Source organism: Bradyrhizobium sp. HKCCYLS2038, from assembly GCF_051167655.1.
Taxonomy (GTDB): Bacteria; Pseudomonadota; Alphaproteobacteria; order Rhizobiales; family Xanthobacteraceae; genus Bradyrhizobium.
This window is the reverse complement of record NZ_JBNPTM010000001.1, coordinates 722388-745742: the sequence shown is the minus strand read 5'-3', so window position 1 is coordinate 745742 and position 23355 is coordinate 722388. Positions and strand designations below refer to the sequence as shown.

Sequence of the window (23355 nt, the reverse complement as noted above, 5' to 3'; positions counted from 1 at the left end):
ACTGTCGCGCGCTCTGCTTCGGAGCGCTCAGTATTACCGTTCTCAGGTGAAGTCTTTCTGAGGGAACATCGTTAGCGGACCGTTGCCGCAGGCGCGAAGCAGCCAAATTCCGACGAAAATTCAGCAAACTAGGCAAACCCTACCTAATTGCTGCAACGAATGGTTCTATTTTTTTCGACAACACGCATGACGCGATCGGACAAACCGCGCCACCAGGGCGTGAGCGGCCGCGGCCCTGCGGGCCGCAGTCGGTCAGGACAACAGCGGCGACCAGGCCGGGTCGGAGGCGTAGCCCGGGGTCGGCACCTTGAGCTCGTTGCGGCCGGACACGTCGATCGAGTAGAGCGACGGCCCCGTGGTGCCGCCGGGATCGCGGAAGAACATGATGACGCGGCCGTTCGGCGAGAACGTCGGGCCCTCATTGTGGAAGCCAGCGGTGAGGATGCGCTCGCCCGAGCCGTCGGTCTTCATGATGCCGATCGAGAACTGGCCGCCACCCTGCTTGGTGAAGGCGATGTAGTCGCCGCGCGGCGACCACACCGGCGTAGAGTAGCTGCCTTCGCCGAACGAGATGCGCTGCGCGTTGCCGCCATTGGCCGGCATCACGTAGATCTGCGGCTTGCCTCCGCGATCGCTCTCGAAGCAGATCTGGCTGCCGTCCGGCGAGTAGCACGGCGAGGTGTCGATCGCCGGTGTGTCGGTGAGGCGCGTGGTCGAGCGCGAGCGCAGGTCCATCACGAACAGGTTGGAATTGCCGCCCTGCTGCAGGCTGAGAATGATGCGCTGCCCGTCCGGCGAGAAACGCGGCGAGAACGACATGCCGGGGAAGTTGCCGACGATCTCGCGCTGGCCGGTCTCGATGTTGAACAGATAGACCTTCGGGTCGCCCTGCCCGAACTCCATGTAGGTGATTTCCTGGCTCGACGGCGAGAACCGCGGCGTCAGCACGAGATCCGCGCCGCGCGTGAGATAGCGGACATTGGCGCCGTCCTGGTCCATCAGCGCCAGCCGCTTGACGCGGCGCTCCGACGGTCCGCTCTCGTCGACGAACACGACGCGGCTGTCGAAATAGCCCTTCTCGCCGAGCATGGCCGTGTAGATCTGGTCGGAGATGATGTGGGCGATGCGCCGCCAATATTCCGGGGCAGTCACGTATTGCTGGCCGGCGCTCTGCCTGCCGTTGACCGTGTCCCAGAGCCTGAACTCGGCCTTCAACCGACCGTCCGGCTGCCGCGTGGCGCGCCCGGTGACCAGCCCCTGCAGGTTGAGCGGTCGCCAGCTCGCAAACTGCGGCGGCGCGTCGAAATTGCTGATGCGCTCGGGAAAGGCGGCCTGATCGACCGGCGCGAACAGGCCGCTGCGCTTTAAGTTGTTATTGATCACCTGCGTAATGCCGTTGGCGACGTCGGCGTCACCGCCGCCGCCAGGCACGAACGGCGGGATCGCGATCGGGATCGGCGCAAACTCTCCCGGCAGGATCGGGACGGTCCTCTGCGCCAGCACGGAACGCATCGGGCTGGCCGCGATCGCGCCGAGCGCCACGGCGCCCGTGATCAATTGACGGCGGCTCGGCACGATGAGCGACCCGCGCTGTTCAGCTTGATTGTTCATTTCAGAAATCTGCTTCATGAGCACAATCATAGATCCTGTTATGTCCCTCGTCCCTCGGCGTTGAACACCGGCTGGAAATAGCTCCAGTCATCATAGAGGGCTGGCGGCAGATTGTAGGGCTGGCAGGCGATGATGGCCCGCTGGGCACTGTCGCGATAGGAACGGAGGAATGGCGTATCGGCAGGTCCTACCGGAACTGGCACTCCGTCGAGCGTGCCGTCGCGGCGCAGCCTGATGTTGAACGCCACGACAGGCTTCGCATCGACGCTCGAATAAGGCGGCTTCCAGCAGCGATCGACCTGCGATTGGAACAACGCGACCCAGCTCGCCATGTTGCTGTCCGACGTGCCGCGCGCCGAGCCGAGCGCGGCATTGGCGTTGAGCTCAGATCCGGTCACCGCCTGCCGCGTCGGATCCTTCTGGTTTATCAGGCTCGCCATCTTCTCGGCGTCGAACTTGCGTTCGCTCTTGTGCTTCGGCGGCTCCGGCGTGGCCGCGGCGGTCTGCTGCGGCTTCGGCGGCTGCTTCGGCTTGTCCTTGTTGAGCACGCTGGCGATCTGATCCGGATTGAACGGATCCGGTTTCTTCTCTTCCGGCTTCGGCTTCTCGGCCGGCGCGGGCTTGGGCGGATCAGGCTTCTTCTCGGCCACCGGCTTCGGCGTGTCCGGCTGCTTCTCGACCGGCTTCGGCGGATCGGGCTTCTTCTCGACCGGCTTCTCCGGCTTGGGCTGCGGATCCGGCGCAGCGTCGGTCTCGGTGACCTGCTTGGGATCGACCCTGCCGACGATGTCCTCGGTCGGCTTCTTCTCACCGATCTTGTCGGCCAGCAGCTTCGGCGATTCCTTCTTCCCGCTCAGCGCGCCGGCCTTGGCTTTGGAGGTGTTGTCCTCAGAGATCACATCGACCGGGACCAGGTCCTCGGCCGGCACCACCATCGAGCGGGCGGAGAAGCTGACCAGACCCCAGCCCAGCACGAGGACGTGCAGCACCACGGACAGAACCGTGCCCTTGCGCGTCCGGACGAACTGGGTGAGGTCGGAAAACGTCATGAGCCCTGTTCCGGCAGCACGACGATGCTGGCGCGGTAGCCGGCGTCGCGCGCGAGCCCCAGCACCTTCATCATGTCGGCGTAGCAGGCATCGCGGTCGCCGCGGATCTTGACGACGTTATCGCCGCCGCCGGCGCCCGCCTCCTTCATCGCCTTGATCTTCGGCCCGAGCTCGTTGAACGCGATCTGCGTCTCACCGAGATAGACGTCGACCTTCGAGGCGCATCCGCCGCCGGTCTTCTTCACGGTGAGCTCGAGCGGCGGCTTGGAATCGGCGGTCGAGGCGGAGCCGCCCTGCGCCTGCGGCAGGTCGACCTGGATGTTCACGGTGAGCAGGGGCGCTGCGACCATGAAGATGATCAGCAGCACCAGCATGACGTCGACCATCGGCGTGACGTTGATCTCCGCCATCACCGGTGCCCTGCGCCGACCGCGGCGACCACCGCCGCCGGACGCGCTTCCCGTGCTCATGCCCATCGTCTGGTACTCACCTTCGGGGCGCCACTATAGCTGCGCTCATCCCCGCTCGTCGATCTGACGGGACAGGATGGCGGAAAATTCATCGGCGAAGCCCTCGAGCCGCTGCGCCTGCCGGTTCACCTCGGAGGTGAACTTGTTGTAGAAAATCGTCGCCGGAATGGCCGCGATCAGGCCGATCGCCGTCGCAAACAGCGCCTCCGCGATGCCCGGCGCCACCACCGCCAGCGAGGTATTCTTCGACGCCGCGATCGACTGGAAGCTCGACATGATGCCCCAGACGGTGCCGAACAGGCCGACGAAGGGGCCGGCCGAGCCGACGGTGGCGAGCACCAGGAGGCGGCGCTCCAGCCGCTCGACCTCGCGCGCGATCGACACGTTCATCACCTTCTCGATGCGCATCTGCAGTCCGGCAAACGAACGCGCGTGGCCCTCGAAGGAGCGCTTCCACTCGCGCATCGCCGCGACGAAACAGGCGGCCATGGATTGCGTGGGCTTGGCCGACAGCGCGCGATACAGCTCCTCGATCGACTCGCCGGACCAGAACGCCTGCTCGAAGCGGTCCATCGAGCGGCGCGTCCGAGAGTACAGAAACAGCTTGTCGATCGCGATCGCCCAGACCCAGACCGAGCACGCGATGAGGCCGAGCATCACACCCTTCACGACCCAATGCGCCTGCCAAAACAGCGCAATCAGGGAGAAGTCGCCGTCCATCCGCAGAATCCTCTCAACCAACCGTCCCGGGCATCCGAACCCATGCATCCGCCGTTCCACAACGGACGCCATCGCGGCGAAAACGCCTACGCGAGAAACCCTGAACTGATCGCTTTAAGAGGCCCGCCGAAGCCACAAGCGGCCTGCTTCCTCTGCCAACGTGTCAAAACAAGGGCTCTCGGCGCCCGTAAGCGCCCCTTAACCAAACCCCCTCCGGGGTTAAGGCGGGGTTACCGCGGGAAGATACGGAGGTCAAAGGGTGAGCCCGGCGAACGAGATAGAGCCTTTGTGATCAAACTCTTGCGCGTGCGGTGGTCGGACGGGCAGCGGCGAGCCGCCGCAGGGCGGCGGTAGCCAGACACGGAAACGCCCGCCGGCGCGGGGAACCGCGGGCGGGCGTCTCTGAACCGATCTTGCGACCGTCCTCGACCGTCAGGGCGGGGGCTGAAAGCCCCGAGGCCAAGGGATCGGCAGGCGATCAGCTCTGCGGCTGGTCGGTCGGCGGCGTCGGACGCGGCTTATGCTGGGCCATGAAGGCGTCGAACTCTTCCTTGTCCTTGGCGTGACGCAGCCGGGTCAGGAAGTCGCGGAACTCCTGCTGCTCCTCCTCGAGGCGGCGCAGCGTCTCCATGCGGTACTCGTCGAAGGCGCGGTTACCGCTCGTCGCCGGCTGCGAGAAGCCGAAACCGAAGCCGCGACGCTCCATCCGGTCGCGCATGCGGTCCATCTTCCACTGCATCCGCTCCATCTTGTTCGACCAGCGGTCACTGCCGTTCCAACACGCCATCTTTCTGCTCCCGAGTGTGAAAAAGAGAAGGGCAAGTCCGATCGGCCACCAGATGATGAAGCCGAGCACGGTCACGGCGATCCAGCCGGGGTGCCAAGGCGACTCCAGCATGTGGGGCCGGTGCCTCTGCTCCTCCTCCGAACCGCGCCAACGATTGACATCTGCGGTGTAGGCCATCTCCCTCTCCATTCGCGGCGCCATGCCGTGTGAATGTAAATAACATTTACATAGCTAGACCAAGCCGGGATTTTGTCAAGGCGGCCACCTGACGCGCCGCTCGATTTTATTTTTGGGTTGGCTTTGAACCTATTTCAGCCGGCCCCAGGGCCCGGCCGGCTTCTCATCGTCCGGCAACGGCGGCGGCTCGGCAGCCGCGGACGCCGCAGGCCGGCGATCGGTCGGGAAGCCGAGCCCGCGGAGATAGATCAGCACCTCGGCTTCCAGCAGCTCCTCCGGCGACATCGGCAGCTTGCGCCGGGCGGCATCACCGCGGGCGAACAGCGAGGCGATGCCGTGTGCCATCGACCAGATGTGCAGCGCCATCATCATCGCCGGCGGCCGCGGCACGCCGGCCGGCGCCAGCGCCGCCAGCCGCTCGGCAGCGGCACGGATCACGCCGAACGCACGCTCCCCAGCAGCCAAAAGTCCGGGTGTGGAATCCGCCGGCACGCCGGATTCGAACATCGCCGAATAGAACGCCGGCTCCGAACGCGCGAAGGCAAGGTAGGCCTTGCCGACCCGCTCGAACGCCGTGACGGTGTCCGGACGACCATCGTCCCAGGCTGCTGACAGCTGCGCCTCGAACTGCTCGAAGCCGCGCTGGGCGATGCTGGACAGCAATTCGTCGCGGTCGCGGAAGTGACGGTACGGGGCTGCCGGGCTGACGCCCGCCATCCGCGCGGCATCGGCGAAGGTGAAGCCGGCGGCCCCCTTCTGCGCGATCAGGTCGAGCGCCGCCTGCAGCAGCGCCTCCTTGAGGTTGCCGTGATGATAGCCGCGCTCGGCGCGGCGCTGCTCCTTGCGCCAGCTCATGTGAAGGGCTTTTACATGAGCGGAGCCGGCAGAAGCCAGAGGCTTTTTGGGCGTTCACAATTTCCGGCTCTGCAATCTCAACGCAGGTGCCACCCTCCCCATGGAAGGCAGGGCCGTCGCATTTGACCATCTGAGTGTTGCACTACGCTGCCTCCACGTCGTCATGCCCGGGCTCCGTCCCGGGCATCCACGTCCTTCCAAGGATGCCGAACGACGTGGATGGCCGGGACGGAGCCCGGGCATGACGACGTGGAGGAGAGCCGGCCCAAACTTGTATCGTCGAATGCGGTCTCCCTGCGTCGAGGGCACCGGGCTCTAGCCGCCCGGAATCGGCAGCACCGGCATGATCTCCACGCGCTCGCCGGGGAAGATCGCAAAATGCGGATGGTTCTCGAACATCCTGGCGGCGTCCTCGTGGGAGGCGGCGCGGACCACCGTGAAGGCGCCCATCTCGTTGGCGATGTCGTTGATGCCGCCCTTATCGACCCGCTTGGTCTTGCCGAGCGGGCCGCCCATCGCAACGATCGCGTCCTTGTGCTTGTCGACCCAGGCGTGCCAGGCGGCCATGCCTTGCTGTCCGCGAGCATTGCGGTCGGCCTCCGACATTGCCTCCCAGGCTTTCCAGGCCGGACTAGTCCTGCTGCCGAGAAAGACGGCGAGATAGGTGTTGCTGTTGTCACTCATGGCACTTCCCTCTCCTGCTGTGAATGGACTGATCAGGCGCGGCCGGCATGCGGCAGCTCGGAAAAGCCCGCCGCGGCCCGTTGCACCTCTTCGGAAAAATCCGTCATCTCTTGGACCTGACGGATCTCGATGATCTCATTGTCGGAGGCCGGACACTGCTTCGCCCAGGCGATCGCTTCGGCACGGGAGCCGACCTCGATCATCCAGTAGCCGCCGAGCACCTCCTTGGCTTCGGCAAACGGTCCGTCGGTGACGACGGGCTTGCCGCCGGCGAACGAGACGCGCGCGCCCATCGACGGCGGATGCAGTCCTTCGAGCGTGATCAGCACGCCGGCATCCTTCAGCGCCTCGTTGTAGCGCATCATCGCCGCGACGCGCTCCGGATCGAGCTGCACATCCGGCGGCGCGCTCTCATAGCCGAGCGGGATCATCAGCATCATGAATCGCATGGCGTCTCCTTTCCAATCGCGCACCGGGCCTTCAACTCTTGGCCGCCAGCTCGTGCAGCCGGTCTTCCTGCTCGCGCAGCTGCGGCGTAAACGCCTCACCGAAATCCTCCGCCGCATAGACCTGGCGGATCTCGATCTCGCCGCTCGGGAACGGCGCGCGCTTCATGTGCTCGATCACCTCGTCGAGCGAACCGGCCTTGATCATCCAGAAGCCGGCGGCGAGGTCGCTCGTGTAGTCGAACGGCCCGCGTGCAACGCGCGCCATTCCATCAGAGAACCCTATGCGCGCGCCTCTTGCGGTTGGGTGGAGACCCTCCCCCGCCTCCATCATGCCGGCCTTGATCAGCCCCTCGTTGAAGCGGCCCATCGCCGCGAACTCCTCCATAGTCGGCAGGATTCCGGCTTCCGTGTCCCGGGTCGCCTTTACGATCACCATGAACCGCATGGTCGCTCTCCTCGATGTTGTCCGGCAGGGCTGCCCTGCTCTCCTCAGCAAGACGATCGACGCTGGCCACGTCCGACACCGGCCGACAAATAAATTTGCGGTTCCGGCTCAGCCCGGCTCCTGCGGGAACATCTTGAAATAAGGCTCTGCCTCGGCGAGCACCCGTGCAACGCATGGCCGCGCCTTGAGCCGGTCGAGATACGCCGTCATAGTGGGCAGATCGGCACCCAGCGGCTCGACCTTGTCGGCGTAGAACAACGCCGGCAGAGCGGCGCAATCGGCCAGCGTGAAGCGATCCCCGGTGGCCCAGCCCTGTGGCGGCAGCTCGGCCTCGAGCATCGCATAGGATGACCGCAGCCGGCTTCGCGCCTCGGCCACGGCAACGGCATTGCGCGCCTCCGCCGGGCGCAGCCGGTCGAACACGATGGTCTGCGTCGGCAGGTGCACATAGAGATCGAGAAAGCGATCGCGCAGGCGCGTCTGCAGCGCCCGGTCGGGATCTTCGGGAATGAAGCGCGTCGCGCCCGGATGATGCTGATCGAGATATTCGATGATGATGCTCGATTCCGGGATCGTGCGCCGGCTCTGCTCGTCGCGCAGCACCGGAAACTTTCCGACCGGCCACAGCTTCAGCAACGCCGCGCGCTCCTCCGCGTCACCGAGATTGACCAGCTTCGGCGTGAACGCGACATCATTCTCATACAGCGCGATCAGCACCTTCCAGCAGAACGACGACAGCGGGTGATAGTAGAGGGTAAGGGACATGGGATCCTCTTGATGTTGAGACCGACTAATCCGGAATTGAACTTGAGCAACGCTGACGGTGCGCTCCCTCTCCCCGTCCTTCACGGGGAGAGGGTCGGAGTGAGGGGCAGCCACACGGGCGGTGCGGCTTCTGTGTCGTCAACGACCCGCTAGGAAAGTTGACCGCAAGTACGCCCTATGTCTTCCATCGCTGCGGATCCGTTGTGCCCGTCCGATGGAGCGTGATCCGGGCTTCGTCACTACCATGCCCCTCACCCGGATTGCTGCGCAATCCGACCTCTCAGCGCGAGCGCAGCTCGTCGCGACCCCGCAAAGCGCGGGGAGAGGTTAGCGCACCATCGAGCACTCACGTCTGCCGCACCGGCACATAACGCACGATCACGACGCCGTTTGACAACGCCCTGCTGTCGATCAGCTCGAGCTTCATCGCCTGCCCCGGCTTGAACAACGGCAGTCCTCCGCCGAGCACGCGCGGATTGATCGCGAGACGAAACTCGTCGATCAAGTCATGCGCGATCAGCGTTGCGCCGAAACCGGCGCTGCCGAACAGGAACAGATCCTTCGCGCTCTGCGTCTTGAGCGCGCCGACCTCGGCCGCGAGCTGCGGTCCCAGCAGATGCGCGTTGGACCATTCCAGGCGAGACAGCGTGCGCGAGGCGACGTGTTTCGGCACGCTGTTCATGAAGTCGGCGATCACGCCGTTCTGTGCGGGCCAATAGCCGGCCATCAGATCATAGGTCACGCGTCCGAACAGCAGCCCGCCCGCCTCCTGCAGCTGGGTTTCGGAAAACTGCTCCAGCTCCGGACCCCAGACATCCTCGTGCCAGGAAAGGTCGCCGTTCATGCCCGCGACCATGCCGTCGAGCGTCATCATATTCCACATGACCAGCCTGGCCATCCGCACGCCTCCCTAACTGCTTTCATTTTGCAAGCAGTTGGAGAATGCCGAGACTGATGCAATATTGCAAGCAGTTTGTGCGCAACGATGCCCGATGAGATTCCGATGTCCGAACTTCAGCGCTCCGGCTGCCCGATCAACCTCACGCTCGAAGTGATCGGCGACAAATGGAGCTTGCTGATCATCCGTGACATGATGTTCGGCAACCGCCGCCACTACCGCGAGCTGCTCGGCGGCTCCCAGGAAGGCATCTCTTCCAACATCCTGGCTGACCGGCTGAAGACGTTGCTTGCCGCCGGCATCATCAGCCGCGAGGACGATCCGAGCCACAAGCAGAAGGGCATCTATTCCCTGACCGAGCAGGGCATCGAACTGCTGCCGATCCTCGCGCAGATGGCCGGCTGGGGTTACAAATATCTTCCGGTGTCAGATGAGCTCGGCATCCGCGCCCGGCTGCTGACGGAAGGTGGACCGAAGATGTGGGCCGACTTCATGGATGAGCTGCGCGAGATCCATCTCGGCGTGAAGCGGCGCAGAAAGGCGGGACCGAGCGTCGGCGAGCGACTGCAGGCGGCCTATCAGAAGGTGGTCGCTGAGAGGAAGGCTGCTACGAGCAAGGCGTGATCGGACGCGGCGCCGGGCCGATCAGAACTGCGTGTTGTCCGCCCTGTAGCGCGACCATTTGCGCGGAGCCCGTTCCGGAACCTGCTCCAGCTGCGCGATCGGACGGCGGTAGGTCTCGGCACGACGCAGCCAGCCCGCCTCCCAGACACGGTTCGACGGCAGATTGCGAACCCGCTGCTGCAGCACGCCCTGCACCGCGTCGGAATATTCCGCGAGCACGGCCTTGGGCTCGGTCGTGGTGCCGTTCATCTTGAGCAGCACCTGCTTGAGACCCCAGCCCTGCCGCTGCCCGGTCTCCTTGTCCACGGCCGTCTCGGACGGGTTGGTGCCCTCGCCCTTGAAGTTGATGTAGTCGATCAGCGGATAGAGATCGTCCGAGGCGCGCACGACGCGCGAATATTGCGCGACGATGTGCTCACGCTCGGCACTGTCGGGCGTGTTGGCGAGGATCTTGTCCATCGCGCCTTGCGCGCGGGCGACCAGGAACTGCGTCTGCTGGGCGATCGTGTCGAGCAGGAATTGCCGCAACTGGCGCATCTGCGGCGAATTGAAGTTCTTCTTGAACTCGGCCCGGCTGTTCCACGGGCACGGCGGAACCGATGACTTGTCGAGCCATGCGGGGACCGGCGTCTTGCTCTTGCGCAGAAACGCAATCAACCCTGGAAAGCCCTCCTCGAAGGGCGGCTTCGCAGTGACCGGGTACCAGATGAAATGACCGATGCCGAGCGAGGCGAACTCCTCGCCGGCATTCCACGACGTGATCGCGTCGCGCCGGCCGCCGGCCTCGTTGATCCAGATCTTGCGGCCGATCATCTGCGCCACATCGGCCGGCAGTGCTCGCTGCGGGACGGATAGATTCCTGCCGCTCTTCGCATCCTTGGCGTCGCGCCCCGAGGTCTTCGAATCCGTCTTGTTCGAATCGGTCTTGTTCGAATCGGTCTTGCGCTCGGCGGTCGCCGGCTTCGCAGGCTCGGTCGACGGCATGACGGTTTTCGTGCTCGACGACTGCGCTTCAGACGGACGTCCGACCGTCTCCTGCTCCGGCTTCTGCGGCTGTGCCGGTTGCAGCGCGGGCTGGGACGGCGGAGCCTGCGGCGGCGATGCAGCGTCGTGGGGCAGCGCCTGCTCGGTCCCTGCAGGTTTCGCCGCAACCGCGCCGTCCGCCGACAACGCGCCGTGCACCGTCAGGCCGAGCACGACGCAGGACAGCAGCAGCGTGCGATGCGCGCACAGCAACCCGCCCGGCAGCCTCCGGCTACCGCTGCTCTGGGGAAGAATGGTGATTCGCTGGCTGATGAACTGACCGCCCATGTCGATTCTACCGAGGCTCTCGAACTCTACGCTAACGGTTCAGGATTCGTCCAAACCCGACCCGACGGGCAAATCAGCCGACGGCTCGCCGTATCATGTTTTACAAGGAACGCCCTGTTGGACGCGTCGGCGCCGACCTCGATCCGCCCCGCCAAAGAGCTTTTTTCGTGAAGACTTTCAAGTCGATCACCCGTGTCCAGTCCTTGCCGTCAAAATTTTCCGCTTTCGTTTTTACAGAAAACCTGATCTGTTAACCATGTCCTGTTCCCGATCGAGAGGGACGTTTCGCGGTCGTCACGAACGTTGGGAGTGGGATGCGGTGGACGCGTCGATGTTGGTGCGTGGAGCATGATTCGGAACCGGAGGCTGTCGACGCGTATTGCGCCACAGCTTTCCGACAAGATCATGCTCAGAAATGGACACGCAGACGAACAACGTGGCGCGTACGGCGAAATCGTGTGGTCCTGGCATCCCGAAGCTGGTGCCGTGTCCGGTGCGTGTGCGCATTGGGGCCGAAAACGGGGGCAAAACAGCCGGTCCCCGGGGAGAGCGCGTATAAGCCGTCAGACCATCGCGCAGGGAAGGCCGGGATGTCTCAGCCGAACCTGTGGTTCCTGCCCCGTGCATTCTTACCGCACGGGGGCCATGGGGGCGGCGAGCTCCCGGTCTTCCCTGCTCCCTCCGACCGATGAGGGAGGCGAGTTCTGGCAAAGCTCGGGCGCTTTGGCGCCGCGAGAACGCGAACCGATGCCCCTCTTACTACCCCTGGCTGTTTGACAAGGTGCGCGAACTTCGCTGCGTTATGTCGCGGACTGAATTGAACGCACACTCACCGTTTGTGACGGCCTTCACAGCCTGTCCGCGCCGCCCATGTTAGGTAACACAATGATCAAGAGCCGGGCCGCCGGCCGAAGGAGCCGATTGCCGTGACGGACTCACCGACGACGACGCAGAGCGAAAAGGTGGCCCTGGTGACCGGGGCGGCGCGCGGCATCGGGCTGGCGACCGCCAGGCGATTTCTGCACGAAGGCTGGCGCGTGGCGCTTCTCGACATCGAGCAGAAGCTGCTCGCCGACGCGACCACCTCACTCAAATGTCCGGAGCGGACGCTCGCCCTGCATTGCGACGTCTCCGATGCCGCGATGGTGGCCGATGCGCTGGAGCGCATCAATGGACGATATGGCCGCCTCGACGCGCTGGTGAACAATGCCGGCGTCGCGCGGTTCGCGCCGATCATGGAAACCAGCGAGACCGACTGGCAGCGCATTCTCGATGTCAATCTGACGGGGCCGTTCCTGTGCACGCGCGCGGCGGTGCCGCTGATGCGCGAGCATGGCGGCGCGATCGTCAACATCACCTCGATTTCGGCCGTGCGCGCATCGACCTTGCGCTCCGCCTACGGCACCAGCAAGGCGGCGCTGGCGCATCTCACCAAGCAGCTTGCGGTCGAGCTCGCCTCGGCCGGCATTCGCGTCAATGCCGTGGCGCCGGGCCCGGTCGAGACCGCGATGGCCAAGGCGGTGCACACGCCGGAAATCCGCGCCGACTATCACGATGCCATTCCGCTCAACCGCTACGGTCTCGAAGAGGAGCTGGCCGAAGCCATCTTCTTCCTCAGCTCCGAGCGATCGAGCTATATTACCGGACAGGTGCTGGCCGTGGACGGCGGCTTCGATGCCGCCGGAATCGGGCTTCCGACCTTGCGCGGTCAACGCAGGAACGCATGAGACTAAGATGCCGAGCCGGATGCGCATCATCCTGACGTTGCTGCTCGCGGTCGTCCTGTGGGGGATCGCGACGATGCTGGCGCGCGCGGATATCCGCATCATCTCCTCGCCCGGCGGCGAGGTCGGCTCGTTCCTCGACCTGTTCGAGAAGGTGCGCGCTTCCGGCGAGCGCGTCATGATCGACGGCCCCTGCCTGTCGGCCTGCACGCTGGTGCTGAGCGTCGTGCCCGGGGATCGCATCTGCGTGACGCGCCGCGCGTCGCTCGGCTTCCACGCCGCGCGATCAGTCGACCGGCGCGGCCGCATCTATGCGGAGCCGGAGGCCTCCAAGCTGGTGCTACAGACCTATCCAACACCGGTGCGCAGCTGGATCGAGCGCCGCGGCGGCCTGACGTCGCGGCTCCTGCTGTTGCGCGGGCGCGAGCTCAAGGCGATGTACGCCTCGTGCCGCTAGCGGCGTCAGGCTGCGAAGCCGTCCGCCGGGGAGTTGATCATCCACGGAATGCCGAAACGATCGATGCCCATGCCAAAACCCTTCGACCAGAACGTCTTGCCGAACGGCATCGTGACGGTGCCGCCCGCGATCAGCGCGTTGAACTTGCGCTCGGCCTCGGCCGGATCCGTGATCTGGAGCGAGACCGAGATGCCGTTGGGCTTGCCTTGATAGTATTCGGGCGGCGAATCCGAGGCCATCACGGCATCGCCGCCGATCGAGAAGCGCACGTGCATGATCCTGTCCTTGTGCTCCGGCGCGGACGGCATTTCCGGCGGAGCCTCGCCATAGCGCATCATCATGTCGACCTTGGCGCCGAGCACGTCGCCATAGTGCTTGAGGGCCTGCTCGCAGTCGCCGTTGAAGGTGAGATAGGGACAGATCATGGTCATCCTCCTTGGTTGAGACGTCAGATGTCAGCGCAGCGGCAACAGCGCGCGCAGCCGGCGGTCGCGCAGCCACAGGCCGCCCCACACCATCAGCCCGAGATAGAGACCGAACAGCACGTGGCTGAACAGCGGACTGCCGATGCGGACATGCGAGGCGATGGCGCCGCCGAGATAGCCGGTGAGCAGGATCGCCCCCAGCAGCGAGGTCGCCGGCAGCGCATAGAGCGCGGTGCAGAGCAGCGTGATCAGCCCGAGGGCGCGGGCCATGGCGTCGCTGCCGCCATAGCCCATCTGATCCATGGTCTGCGTGACGACCTGCAACGGGATCAGCTTGATCGCGCCGTCGAACGCCAGGAACAGGATCCCCAGTCCGCTGAGAATGCGGCCGCCCCACAACTCGGCGCGCGAGACCGGCTGCTCCAGGGTGATCGTCGACATTTCAAACTCCTCCCCATGCTGCTGCTTCAAGGACGAATGAGGACTCATGCGCCCGACACTTATGCCGAAAAAATTGCGCGGATCTCCGGCGGCGGCTCAGCGGCTCGCGCGAGCCGTGGCGCCGTCCTGCATCAGGCGGTCGAGCTGCATGCGGATGTGGGCGGCCTCGGCCGAGCTGTGCGCCAGCGCGATGGCGCGATCGAACGCGGTCCGCGCCTCGTCGTTGCGCCCGAGCTGCATCAGCAGCGCGCCGCGCACGCCGAAGAAATAGAAATAGTTGCCGAGCCGGCCTTCGAGCGGCGCGATCAGGTCGAGCGCGGCTTCGGCGCCGCGCACCTTAGAGACGGCCACAGCACGGTTGAGCGTCACCACCGGCGAGGGCTGCACCACCTCGAGCGCGCCATAGAGCAGGTCGATCTGCGTCCAGTCGGTGTCCTCCGGCCTGGCCGCACGCGCATGCAGCGCCGCGATCGCCGCCTGGATCTGGTACGGACCGCTGCGCCGGTGGCGCATCGCCTTGTCGATCAGCGCCACGCCTTCGGCGATCATCGGCTGGTTCCACAGCGTGCGATCCTGATCTTCGAGCAGGATCGGGGCGCCTTCAGCATCAAACCGGGCGGCCGTCCGTGCGTGCTGCAACAGCAGCAGCGCGGTGAGACCCATGATCTCAGGCTCGCTCGGGAACAGCCGCAGCAGCAGCCGCGCCAGGCGGATCGCCTCGTCCGAGAGCGGCTTGCGCAGCTCGGCGCTGTCGCCGCTGGCCGAATAGCCCTCGTTGAAGATCAGGTAGATCATGGCGGCGACCGCGAACAGGCGCTCGGAGCGCTCGACCGCGCCCGGCGTCTCGAACGGCACGTCCGCCTGCGCGACGCGCGCCTTGGCGCGGGTGATGCGCTGCTCCATCGCCGCCTCGCTGACCAGGAAGGCGCGCGCGATCTGCTTGACCGTCAGGCCGGACACCACGCGCAGCGCCAGCGCGATCTGCTGCGTGGCGGGGAGATCCTTGTGACAGCAGATGAACAGCAGGCGGAGGATGTCGTCGCGATAATGCGAGCCGTCGAGCCGGTCGGCGAGCGCGCTTTCGGCGTCGTCGAGATCGGAGATGGCCTCATCCTCCGGCAGCGGCTGCTCGCGGCGGACGCGCCGGACCTCGTCAATGGCCGCGTTGCGGCCGACCATGATCAGCCACGCCGCCGGATCGCGCGGCGGGCCGTTCTGCGGCCAGCTCTTCAGCGCACGCAGGCAGGCGTTCTGGAACGCCTCCTCCGCGGTGTCGAGATCACGGAAATAGCGCAGCAATGCGCCGACGGCCTGGGGGCGTGCTGATGTCAGGGCCGCATCGATCCAGGCCGCATCGCTCATGCCAGCGCTCCGCCCGGCCTGAACGTGCCGACGGGACGGATCTCGTAGGAGCCGCCGGGATTGGCCTCGCCGAGCTCGCGTGCGACCGCGAGCGCCTCGTCGAGATTGGCACAATCGACGATGTAGAAGCCGAGCAGCTGCTCTTTGGTCTCGGCATAGGGACCGTCGAGCACGAGCGGCGGATCCTCCTTGCGGAGCGTGGTGGCGGCCGTGGTCGGCAGCAGCCGCGCCACCGGCCCGAGCCGTCCCTGTTTGGTGAGCTTCTCCTGGATCACCGCGAGCTTGGCCATGACCGCCGCGTCCTGGTCCTTGCTCCAGGCGCAGACGACATCCTCATCGTGATAGCAAAGCAGCGCATACAGCATCGGCACACATCTCCATTCGTCTTCAAGACGGCGGAGTATGCCCGCGGCCGACAGGCCCGCGAAGAAAATTCACGGGTTCCCTCGGCGGAAACGCTCCGGCTACCAGGAGATGCCGTACTTTGCGGCGATGTTGCGGGCCCGCGTCTCCTGGGCGCTTTCGCGCGGCTGCTTGGCCCGTCCGGCCTGGCGTTGCGATTGGCCTTGACCCTGCGACTGCTGGCCTTGGCCCTGCCCCTGACCTTGCCCTGCGACAGTTTGACCGCCCGCACCTTGCGCCATGCCCGGTGCGCCACCGCCCGGCTGGCCGGCAGCCTGCGGCTGACCGCCGCCCTTGCCGATGGAGATGCCGTTGGCCGACAGGATCGAGCCGACGTCGATGGTCTGAGCCTGAGCCGAGGCGGATGCGACGACGAGGGCGGTGGCGAGCAGCAGTTTGCGCATGACGATGTCTCCGTGTTGATGACCGGAGATTGGCCTGCCCGCCCGATCTGGTATGTGGGACAGGTCACTCAAGCTTCGAGGATCCTCTGATGACCAAAGGCGCGCTGGCGCTCCTGATCCATGGCGGCACCGACAACTGGTCGCCGCAGCGCTGGAAGGCGCGCTTCGACGACGTCTGCGCCGACCGGCCCGTGGTGCTGCTGCCCGATGCCGGGCTCGATCCGGCCGACGTGCACTATGCGGCGGTGTGGAAGCCCGTCCCGGGCGAGCTCGCCGGCTTCCCGAACCTGCGCGTGATCTTCAACCTCGGCGCCGGCGTCGACGCGTTGATGGCCGACAAGACCCTGCCCGGCGTGCCGCTGGTCCGCGTCGCCGTCGACGACCTCACCGCGCGCATGACCGAATATGTCGTGCTGCACGTTCTGATGCATCATCGGCAGGAGCTGTATCTGCGCGAGTCGCAGCGCGTGAAGCGCTGGGCGCCGAAATATCAATGGCCGGCGGCCGCGATCAACGTCGGCATTCTCGGCCTGGGCACGTTGGGCGCCGATGCCGCCGAGGTGCTCAAGCGCATCGGCTTCCAGGTCGCGGGCTGGAGCCGCAGCGCGAAGCAGGCTGACGGCATCGAGAGCTTCCATGGCGCGGCGCAGCTCGACGCATTCCTGGCGCGGACCGACATCCTGGTGTCGCTGTTGCCGCTGACGCCGGACACACGCGGCATTCTCGATCGCAGGATGTTCGCGAAGCTGCGGCGCTCGTCGCCGCTCGGTGCGCCGGTGATGATCAACGCCGGCCGCGGCGGCCTGCAGAACGAGGCCGATATCCTCGGCTGTCTCGACGACGGCACGCTCGGGTCGGTGTCGCTCGACGTGTTCGGGCAGGAGCCGCTGCCCGCCAATAGCCCGTTCTGGACCCATCCCAAAGTGGTGCTGACGCCGCACAATGCCGCCGACACCGATGCCGACGCCATCTCGCGCTATGTCGCCGAGCAGATCGCCTCGTTCGAGGCCGGCGGTGCGCTGCGCAACACGGTGGATCGCGAGAGAGGATACTGAGACGCTATCTGCCGCCCACCATCACATCGATCGCACCGGCGACGATCGCCTCCAAGTTCTCGCGCGGCACCCGCGCCCGGGCGCGCACCGCGATGGAGTGGATCGTCGCCGACGCCAGCTGCGCCAGCACGACGGGATCAGCGCCGTCCGGCAGTTCGCCCTTCTCCTTGGCACGCCGGAAGCAATGCGCGAATGCCTTGTCGAGTTCGGTCAGCGCATTCTGGACCATGGCGCGGATGTCGGGATCAGCGACCGCCTCGGAGCCTGCCGTCATCACCGTGAAGCAGCCGCGCGGCCCCTCCTCGCCGGAGAGATAGATGTCGAGCGCGGCCGCAAAGATCTTCTGCAGCTGCTCGCGCACCGGCCCGTCGTCACGAAAGATGTGCCCCATCACGGCGCGGGCGTTGTCGCGGTAGCGCTGATAGCTCTTGATGTAGAGCTCGCGCTTGTCGCCGAACGCGCCATAGAGGCTCGGCCGGTTCATGCCCGTGGCGGCGCTGAGGTCGTCGAGCGACGTCGCCGCGAAGCCGGTCGACCGGAACAGGTCGAGCGCCTTGCCGAGGGCGACGTCGGGCTCATAGGCGCGCGGCCGACCGCGCCGTTTCGGCTCGGCCGTCGCGGCGGGTTTTTCGGTAGGAGGGTCGCCATGCGGCGGCCCCTTCTTTTTTTGTACCATTTCGCACTAAATTCCTTGACCCATCTCATATTATGCGAGACAGTATAAAAATCAATCAAAGCTCCGCTCCGGAGCTCCGGGAGACGTCCATGGACCTGTATTTCTCGCCGCTCGCCTGCTCGCTCGCCACCCGCATCGCGCTCTATGAGGCCGGTGCCGAGGCAACATATCTCGAGGTCGACCCGAAGACGAAGATCGTGATGAATGACGGCTCGGATTTCCGCAGCGTCAACCCGCTCGGCCTGGTGCCGACGCTGCGCACCGATGACGGCGACCTGCTGACCGAGAACGCTGCAATTCTCCAATATGTCGCCGACCGCTTCCCCGAGGCGAAGCTCGGCACCGGTGCCGGCATGGACCGCAGCCGGCTGCACCAATGGCTCTGCTTCATCGGCACCGAGCTGCACAAGGGCCTGTTCATCCCGGTCCTCGACAGGACGGCGCCGGAGGAGATGAAGGTGCATGTGCTGAAGAAGAACCTGTCGCGGCTCGATCATCTCGACAACCATCTGCGCGGCCGCGAGTTTCTGCTCGATCATTTCACCGTCGCCGATGCCTATCTCGTCACCGTGATCAACTGGACGATGGCGACGCCGCCGATCGAGCTCGCCAAATGGCCGGCTGTGAAGGCCTACTATGAACGCCTGCGCACGCGGCCATCGATCGCCCGCGCGATCGCCGAGGAGTTCGAGCTCTACAAGGCGGAACTCGCGCGGCACAAGGCAGCTGCCTAGCAGCGATGCTTGACCGCGGTCAGTTCGGGTTGCAATCCTCGAATCGCAGGAGGATTGCACGTGGCAAGCACATCCGTACGAGACCGATTGCTGGCGGACCGGCGCGCGCTGCTCGATCTGGGCACGCGCAACCGGCTCGTGCACATCCCGCTGAAGACTAAGACCATCCGCACCATCGACATCGTCGGCGCACGCTCCGCCGAGTTGTACGAGCTGCTCGGCGACGGCAAGCGATTCACGTTTCTTCCGACCAAGGCGGAGACAGCTGCAGAAACCAGCGAGACCACATCCGCTCCAACTCTGCCGCTGCCTCCGCCGAGCGCAAGCCCAAAACGGAGCGAAAGCGAATCGGAGACGCCGACCCGGCCGGCCGATACACGGCTGCAGACCCGGTTGTCGTCGGAGGCGCTGCAGAAGCGGCTGCTCGACATCTGGTACGACGCGCGAACGCTCGAGGAAGAACAGGGCGTCAACATCCTGTATCTCGCCTTCGGACTGCTCAAATGGTTCGAGGACGACAAATCCGACGTCGAGCGCTTCGCGCCGCTCGTGCTCCTGCCCGTGCGCTTGGAACGCAGCAGCGCGGCCGATCGGTTTCATCTGGTCTCGCGCGCCGAGCCGCCCTCGCCGAATCTCTCGCTGCAGGCGAAGCTCGATGCCGAGTTCGGATTGAAGGTCGCGGATTTCGGCGACGAGGACGAGGTCGACATCGCCGGCTATCTGACCGGCGTCGCCGAGACGGTCGCAAACAAGAAGAGATGGGAGGTCAGGGCCGACGCGATCGTCCTCGGCTTCTTCTCATTCTCCAAATTCCTGATGTATCGCGACCTCGACCCGGAGAACTGGCCAGCCGACGGTGCGCTGGATCGGCACCCGCTGATCGCGGCACTGCTGCAGAACGGCTTCGAGGGATGCGAACCGATCGTTCCGGACGATGGCAAGATCGACTCCGTGATCCAGCCGCTTGCGATGAACCACGTCGTCGACGCCGATTCGTCACAGGCCGTGGTGATCGAGGAAGTGGTTCGAGGACGCGATCTGGTCGTCAAGGGCCCGCCGGGCACCGGAAAGTCGCAGACCATCACCAACATCATCGCCGCCGCCGCGGCCGAGGGAAAGACGGTCCTGTTCGTCGCCGAGAAGATGGCGGCATTGGATGTCGTGCACCGGCGGCTCAAGGGCGTCGGCCTGGGATCGCTCGCGCTCGAGCTTCACTCCAACAAGGCCAACAAGCGCCTTGTGCTGGAGGAACTGAAGCGCGCCAAATCGGTGGCCGTGCCGGCATCAGCGGGTGAAGCCTCTCTGGTGCAGCGCCTGACCGACAGTCGCGACGGCCTCAACCGTCACGCCGACATGATGCACCAGCCGCATCAACCGAGCGAGCTGACACCCTTCCGGCTGCTCGGCCACCTCGTGCGCTGCAGGGAGGCATCTGCTCAGGCGGCATTGCCGTTGCAAGGGGCAGAGCTTTGGTCTGCTTTGGACCTGGAGCGGCGGCGCGAGCTGATTGCCGAGCTGGCCGACCGCATCGAGACCGATGGTGCGCCTCACCTGCATCCGTGGCGGGGCGTCGGCCGCGACGCCCTCGACCCGAGCGAGATGGCGAAGCTGCTGACGTTGCTGGACAGCATCTTGAATCATCTCAGCCACGTCGTGACAGGAGCTGCGCACATCGGCGCCTTGCTCGAAGTCACAACGCCCGCCAATCTGGCCGGGGCGAGCGACCTGCTCGCGGTTGCCGAGGCGGCAGCCGCGATGCCGGAATGCGACAGGGCTGCGTTTGGCGATCCGATCTGGAGTCAACCGAACGAGATCGTCGATGTCGTCGACAAGGGGCTTCGCTATGCGAAGTTGAAAGCCGCTTTCGGGGGAGCCTTCGTCGATGCCGCCTGGGAGGCGTCGGCTGCCGATTGCCGCAAGGTGATCGCCGAGAAGGGCCGCTCGTGGTTTCGCATGCTGAGCTCGCGCTATCGCGAGCAGATGGCGCTGCTGACCTCCTATCTGAAGGTGCCGATGCCGAAATCCCTCGATCAGCGCCTCCTGCTGATCGACGGTCTCATCGCAGCACAGGCGGCGCGCTGCTCCTTCGCGGAGGTGGCGAGCGCCGGCAGCGTCGCGTTCGGAACGGCCTGGCAGAAGGAGCAGTCTGACTGGGACGCGCTGGCGAAACTGACGGCCTGGTGGACCGCGTTCCCGAAGCCGTTCGCCAACGCCGAGATGCGCCGCCGCCTGACGCATCTGACGCTGTCGACCGGAGATCGGCAAGCGATCGCGAAACTGAGCAGCGATCTCGCCGGGCTTCGCTCCGAACTACAACAGCTGATCGACTTTCTGCAGCTGGAGCCCTCGCGCCTCCCACTCCAGCCGGGCGAACGGGTTCAATTCGACGAGCTGTCACAGACGCTCTCGGAGTGGCGCAATTGCACCGAGCGCCTGACCCGCTGGATCGCGTTCATGGAGCGGGTTCGACTCGCTCGCGCGGATGGTCTCGAGGCGCTGGTTGATCGCACGCTGGACGGATCGCTGCCGGGCGATAGGCTGCCACAGGCTTTCGACAACTCCTATTACGAAGCCATGCGCAGCGTGATCTTCGCCCAGCACCCGCAGCTGAAGCGTTTCGACGGCGAGTTGCACGACCGTCTCGTCGACGGCTTCCGCAAGCTCGACGTCGAACGCATGCAGCTCGCCCGGGATCAGATCGCGCATGAGCATGCGACTGCGCTGCCGCGCAACGCAGGCGGCATCGGGCCGCTCGGCGTTCTCAACGGCGAACTGGCGAAGAAGCGCAATCATCTTCCCATCCGGCAGCTCCTGGAGCGCGCCGGTCCGGTCGTCCAGCAGATCAAGCCGATCTTCCTGATGAGCCCGCTGTCGGTCGCGCAGTTCCTGAAGCCGGGCGCGATCGCCTTCGATCTGCTGGTTGTCGACGAGGCCTCGCAGATCGAACCCGTCGATGCTCTCGGCGCGGTCGCGCGGTGCCGGCAGATGGTCGTGGTCGGCGACGAACGGCAGCTGCCTCCGACGCGCTTCTTCGCGAAGCTCACGGGCAACGATGATGACGACAATGAGGACGACGAGCAACCGACCTTCCAGGTGAAGGACGCCGAGAGCATCCTGGACCTCTGCCTGGCCAAGGGACTGTCGCACAGGATGCTGAACTGGCACTACCGCAGCAAGCATCAGTCGCTGATCGCGGTCTCCAACAAGCAGTTCTACGACAACCGGCTGTTCATCGTGCCGAGCCCCTATGACGCCGTGGCCGGCATGGGGCTGAAGTTCAACTACAACGCCGATGCGCACTACGAACGCGGCAGCAGCCGGACCAATCCGCGGGAAGCGCGGATCGTGGCCGAGGCGGTCATGCGCCATGCGCGCGAGATGCCGGAGCGCAGCCTCGGCGTCGCAACCTTCTCCGTCGCTCAGCGCCAGGCGATCCAGGATCAGCTCGAAATCCTCCGCAAGGAGAGTCCCGATACTGAGGAGTTCTTCTCCCGAGGCACGAGCGAACCCTTTTTCGTCAAGAACCTCGAGAACATCCAGGGCGACGAGCGCGACGTCATCTTCATCTCCATGGGCTACGGGCGAACGAAGGAAGGCTTCGTCTCGATGAGCTTCGGCCCGCTGAATTCCGATGGCGGCGAGCGCCGCCTGAACGTGCTGATCTCCCGCGCCAAGCTGCGCTGCGAGGTCTTCTCCTCGATCACCGGCGACGATATCGATCTGTCGCGCGCCAAGGGTCGCGGCATCGCCGCGCTGAAAACGTTCCTGAGCTTCGCACAGACCGGGCAGCTCGGCATCGCGCAGGAGACCGGGCGCGATCCGGACTCGGTGTTCGAGGAGCAGGTCGCCGCCAAGCTGCTGGCGTTGGGCTACGACGTGAAGACGCAGATCGGCACCGCCGGCTTCTTCGTCGATCTCGCCGTGGTCGATCCGGACAAGCCGGGCCGTTTTCTGCTCGGCATCGAATGCGACGGCGCCCAATACCACGCCTCGCGCTCGGCGCGGGACCGCGATCGTCTGCGCCAGAACGTGCTGGAAGCACACGGCTGGGTGCTGCATCGGATCTGGTCGACGGATTGGTTTCTCCGGCCCAAGGAGGAGACCGAGAAGGTCGTCCGCGCCATCGAGGCGGCGAAGGCGCATTGGAAGGAGATCGACGACGCGATTCCCGAGGCGCAGCCCGAGCCGCCAGCAATGCCGGACGGTCCGCCGCCGGAGCAGACTGCAGACCGTCCTCTAGAGGCTGCTGTACCGGCAACGACGACGATCGCCTATGAGGAGGCCAAATTGCGGGTGCGCCGGGAGATCGAGCCGCACGAGACGTCGCTCGCCAACATGACGAAGCACGTGGTCGAGATCGTCGCGATCGAGGGACCGGTGCACGAATCGGAAATCATCGTCCGGATCAGATCGGCCTGGGGCCTCGCCCGCGCCGGCAACCGCATCCGCGACGCCGTGCGCGCCGCGCTGAACGCGGCGGTGGCGAAGGGGCAGATCGCCGGAGGACCGTTCTACGCCGTACCTGGCCAGGCGATCGTCGTCCGGAACCGCGAGGACGTGCAGTCGACGACGTTGCGCAAGCCCGAGATGTTGCCGCCGGACGAGATCAAGGCGGCCATCATTCAGGTCGTCGAGCAGAACTTCGGCGCGGAGGAGGACCAGCTGATCCAGGCGGTGGCGCGCCTGTTCGGCTTCGGCTCGACCAGCGCGCAGCTCCGCGAGGCCGTGCAGGGCAGCCTCGCAACTCTTCTCGATGCAGGCAGGCTCCACCGCGAGGGGGAGCTGCTGACCAAGCCTCAGGAGGCCTCGCCTGCAGCGCAGCCTTGAGCG

24 protein-coding genes are annotated in these 23355 nt (G+C 65.5%); 6 read left to right on the top strand and 18 right to left on the bottom strand.

Features of this window, described 5'->3' with window-relative positions:
- Positions 1–252: 252 nt before the first annotated feature.
- The 11 genes from tolB to ACQR1I_RS03315 form a co-directional block, all read right to left on the bottom strand.
- On the bottom strand, positions 253–1611 hold the full coding sequence (gene tolB / locus ACQR1I_RS03365; RefSeq protein ID WP_434865754.1) for a Tol-Pal system beta propeller repeat protein TolB: 1359 nt from the start codon (positions 1609–1611) through the stop codon (positions 253–255).
- Positions 1612–1649: 38 nt separating this feature from the next.
- Positions 1650–2660 (bottom strand): protein TolA, encoded by a 1011-nt coding sequence (locus tag ACQR1I_RS03360; RefSeq protein WP_434865753.1) that lies wholly within the window; start codon positions 2658–2660, stop codon positions 1650–1652.
- Positions 2657–3136 (bottom strand): biopolymer transporter ExbD, encoded by a 480-nt coding sequence (locus ACQR1I_RS03355; RefSeq protein WP_434865752.1) that lies wholly within the window; start codon positions 3134–3136, stop codon positions 2657–2659. Before ACQR1I_RS03355 ends, ACQR1I_RS03360 begins: the two co-directional genes overlap by 4 nt.
- A gap of 39 nt (positions 3137–3175) precedes the next feature.
- Positions 3176–3850 (bottom strand): protein TolQ, encoded by a 675-nt coding sequence (gene tolQ / locus ACQR1I_RS03350; RefSeq protein ID WP_434865751.1) that lies wholly within the window; start codon positions 3848–3850, stop codon positions 3176–3178.
- A gap of 478 nt (positions 3851–4328) precedes the next feature.
- Positions 4329–4814 (bottom strand): DUF2852 domain-containing protein, encoded by a 486-nt coding sequence (locus tag ACQR1I_RS03345; RefSeq protein ID WP_434865750.1) that lies wholly within the window; start codon positions 4812–4814, stop codon positions 4329–4331.
- Positions 4815–4943: 129 nt separating this feature from the next.
- On the bottom strand, positions 4944–5669 hold the full coding sequence (locus ACQR1I_RS03340; RefSeq protein ID WP_434865749.1) for a TetR/AcrR family transcriptional regulator: 726 nt from the start codon (positions 5667–5669) through the stop codon (positions 4944–4946).
- A gap of 315 nt (positions 5670–5984) precedes the next feature.
- On the bottom strand, positions 5985–6353 hold the full coding sequence (locus ACQR1I_RS03335) for a hypothetical protein (RefSeq protein ID WP_434865748.1): 369 nt from the start codon (positions 6351–6353) through the stop codon (positions 5985–5987).
- Between the two features lie 32 nt (positions 6354–6385).
- Positions 6386–6802, bottom strand: coding sequence for a YciI family protein (locus ACQR1I_RS03330; RefSeq protein WP_434865747.1), 417 nt, complete (start codon positions 6800–6802; stop codon positions 6386–6388).
- 31 nt (positions 6803–6833) lie between these two features.
- The gene (locus ACQR1I_RS03325) at positions 6834–7247 is read right to left on the bottom strand and encodes a YciI family protein (protein ID WP_434865746.1); all 414 of its coding nucleotides are present in this window, start codon (positions 7245–7247) and stop codon (positions 6834–6836) included.
- 108 nt (positions 7248–7355) lie between these two features.
- Complete coding sequence (locus ACQR1I_RS03320; RefSeq protein ID WP_434865745.1) at positions 7356–8012, bottom strand: glutathione S-transferase family protein; 657 nt, start codon at positions 8010–8012, stop codon at positions 7356–7358.
- Positions 8013–8358: 346 nt separating this feature from the next.
- Positions 8359–8910 carry a dihydrofolate reductase family protein gene (locus tag ACQR1I_RS03315; protein ID WP_434865744.1) on the bottom strand — a complete coding sequence of 184 codons (552 nt, stop codon included), beginning with the start codon at positions 8908–8910 and terminating at the stop codon, positions 8359–8361.
- 105 nt (positions 8911–9015) lie between these two features.
- Between ACQR1I_RS03315 and ACQR1I_RS03310 the strand changes: the two genes are divergently transcribed.
- A complete protein-coding gene (locus ACQR1I_RS03310; protein ID WP_434865743.1) occupies positions 9016–9534 on the top strand; it encodes a winged helix-turn-helix transcriptional regulator in 519 nt (172 codons plus the stop codon).
- Positions 9535–9555: 21 nt separating this feature from the next.
- Here the strand turns inward: ACQR1I_RS03310 and ACQR1I_RS03305 are convergent, their stop codons facing one another.
- Positions 9556–10845: a hypothetical protein gene (locus ACQR1I_RS03305; RefSeq protein WP_434865742.1), complete on the bottom strand. Its 1290-nt coding sequence runs from the start codon at positions 10843–10845 to the stop codon at positions 9556–9558.
- Between the two features lie 926 nt (positions 10846–11771).
- On the opposite strand from ACQR1I_RS03305, the gene ACQR1I_RS03300 reads away from it, so the two are divergent.
- Positions 11772–12572, top strand: a complete 801-nt coding sequence (locus ACQR1I_RS03300) for an SDR family NAD(P)-dependent oxidoreductase (protein ID WP_434865741.1) — start codon at positions 11772–11774, stop codon at positions 12570–12572.
- Between the two features lie 7 nt (positions 12573–12579).
- Complete coding sequence (locus ACQR1I_RS03295) at positions 12580–13026, top strand: hypothetical protein (RefSeq protein WP_434865740.1); 447 nt, start codon at positions 12580–12582, stop codon at positions 13024–13026.
- 5 nt (positions 13027–13031) lie between these two features.
- On the opposite strand, the gene ACQR1I_RS03290 is transcribed toward ACQR1I_RS03295, so the two are convergent.
- The 5 genes from ACQR1I_RS03290 to ACQR1I_RS03270 form a co-directional block, all read right to left on the bottom strand.
- The gene (locus ACQR1I_RS03290) at positions 13032–13451 is read right to left on the bottom strand and encodes a VOC family protein (protein ID WP_434865739.1); all 420 of its coding nucleotides are present in this window, start codon (positions 13449–13451) and stop codon (positions 13032–13034) included.
- A gap of 30 nt (positions 13452–13481) precedes the next feature.
- Positions 13482–13892, bottom strand: a complete 411-nt coding sequence (locus tag ACQR1I_RS03285) for a DoxX family protein (RefSeq protein WP_434865738.1) — start codon at positions 13890–13892, stop codon at positions 13482–13484.
- Between the two features lie 96 nt (positions 13893–13988).
- Positions 13989–15254: an RNA polymerase sigma factor gene (locus ACQR1I_RS03280; RefSeq protein WP_434865737.1), complete on the bottom strand. Its 1266-nt coding sequence runs from the start codon at positions 15252–15254 to the stop codon at positions 13989–13991.
- Complete coding sequence (locus ACQR1I_RS03275) at positions 15251–15619, bottom strand: YciI family protein (protein WP_434865736.1); 369 nt, start codon at positions 15617–15619, stop codon at positions 15251–15253. The genes ACQR1I_RS03280 and ACQR1I_RS03275 overlap by 4 nt, the downstream gene beginning before the upstream one ends.
- A gap of 99 nt (positions 15620–15718) precedes the next feature.
- Positions 15719–16060, bottom strand: coding sequence for a hypothetical protein (locus ACQR1I_RS03270; RefSeq protein ID WP_434865735.1), 342 nt, complete (start codon positions 16058–16060; stop codon positions 15719–15721).
- An 89-nt stretch (positions 16061–16149) separates the two neighbouring features.
- Here ACQR1I_RS03270 and ACQR1I_RS03265 point away from each other — a divergent pair, with 89 nt between their 5' ends.
- On the top strand, positions 16150–17115 hold the full coding sequence (locus ACQR1I_RS03265) for a 2-hydroxyacid dehydrogenase (protein ID WP_434865734.1): 966 nt from the start codon (positions 16150–16152) through the stop codon (positions 17113–17115).
- 4 nt (positions 17116–17119) lie between these two features.
- On the opposite strand, the gene ACQR1I_RS03260 is transcribed toward ACQR1I_RS03265, so the two are convergent.
- Positions 17120–17791, bottom strand: coding sequence for a TetR/AcrR family transcriptional regulator (locus ACQR1I_RS03260; RefSeq protein ID WP_434865733.1), 672 nt, complete (start codon positions 17789–17791; stop codon positions 17120–17122).
- An 89-nt stretch (positions 17792–17880) separates the two neighbouring features.
- On the opposite strand from ACQR1I_RS03260, the gene ACQR1I_RS03255 reads away from it, so the two are divergent.
- Positions 17881–18525: a glutathione binding-like protein gene (locus ACQR1I_RS03255; protein ID WP_434865732.1), complete on the top strand. Its 645-nt coding sequence runs from the start codon at positions 17881–17883 to the stop codon at positions 18523–18525.
- A gap of 60 nt (positions 18526–18585) precedes the next feature.
- Positions 18586–23352, top strand: a complete 4767-nt coding sequence (locus ACQR1I_RS03250) for a DUF3320 domain-containing protein (protein ID WP_434865731.1) — start codon at positions 18586–18588, stop codon at positions 23350–23352.
- The last annotated feature ends 3 nt before the right edge of the window (positions 23353–23355 follow it).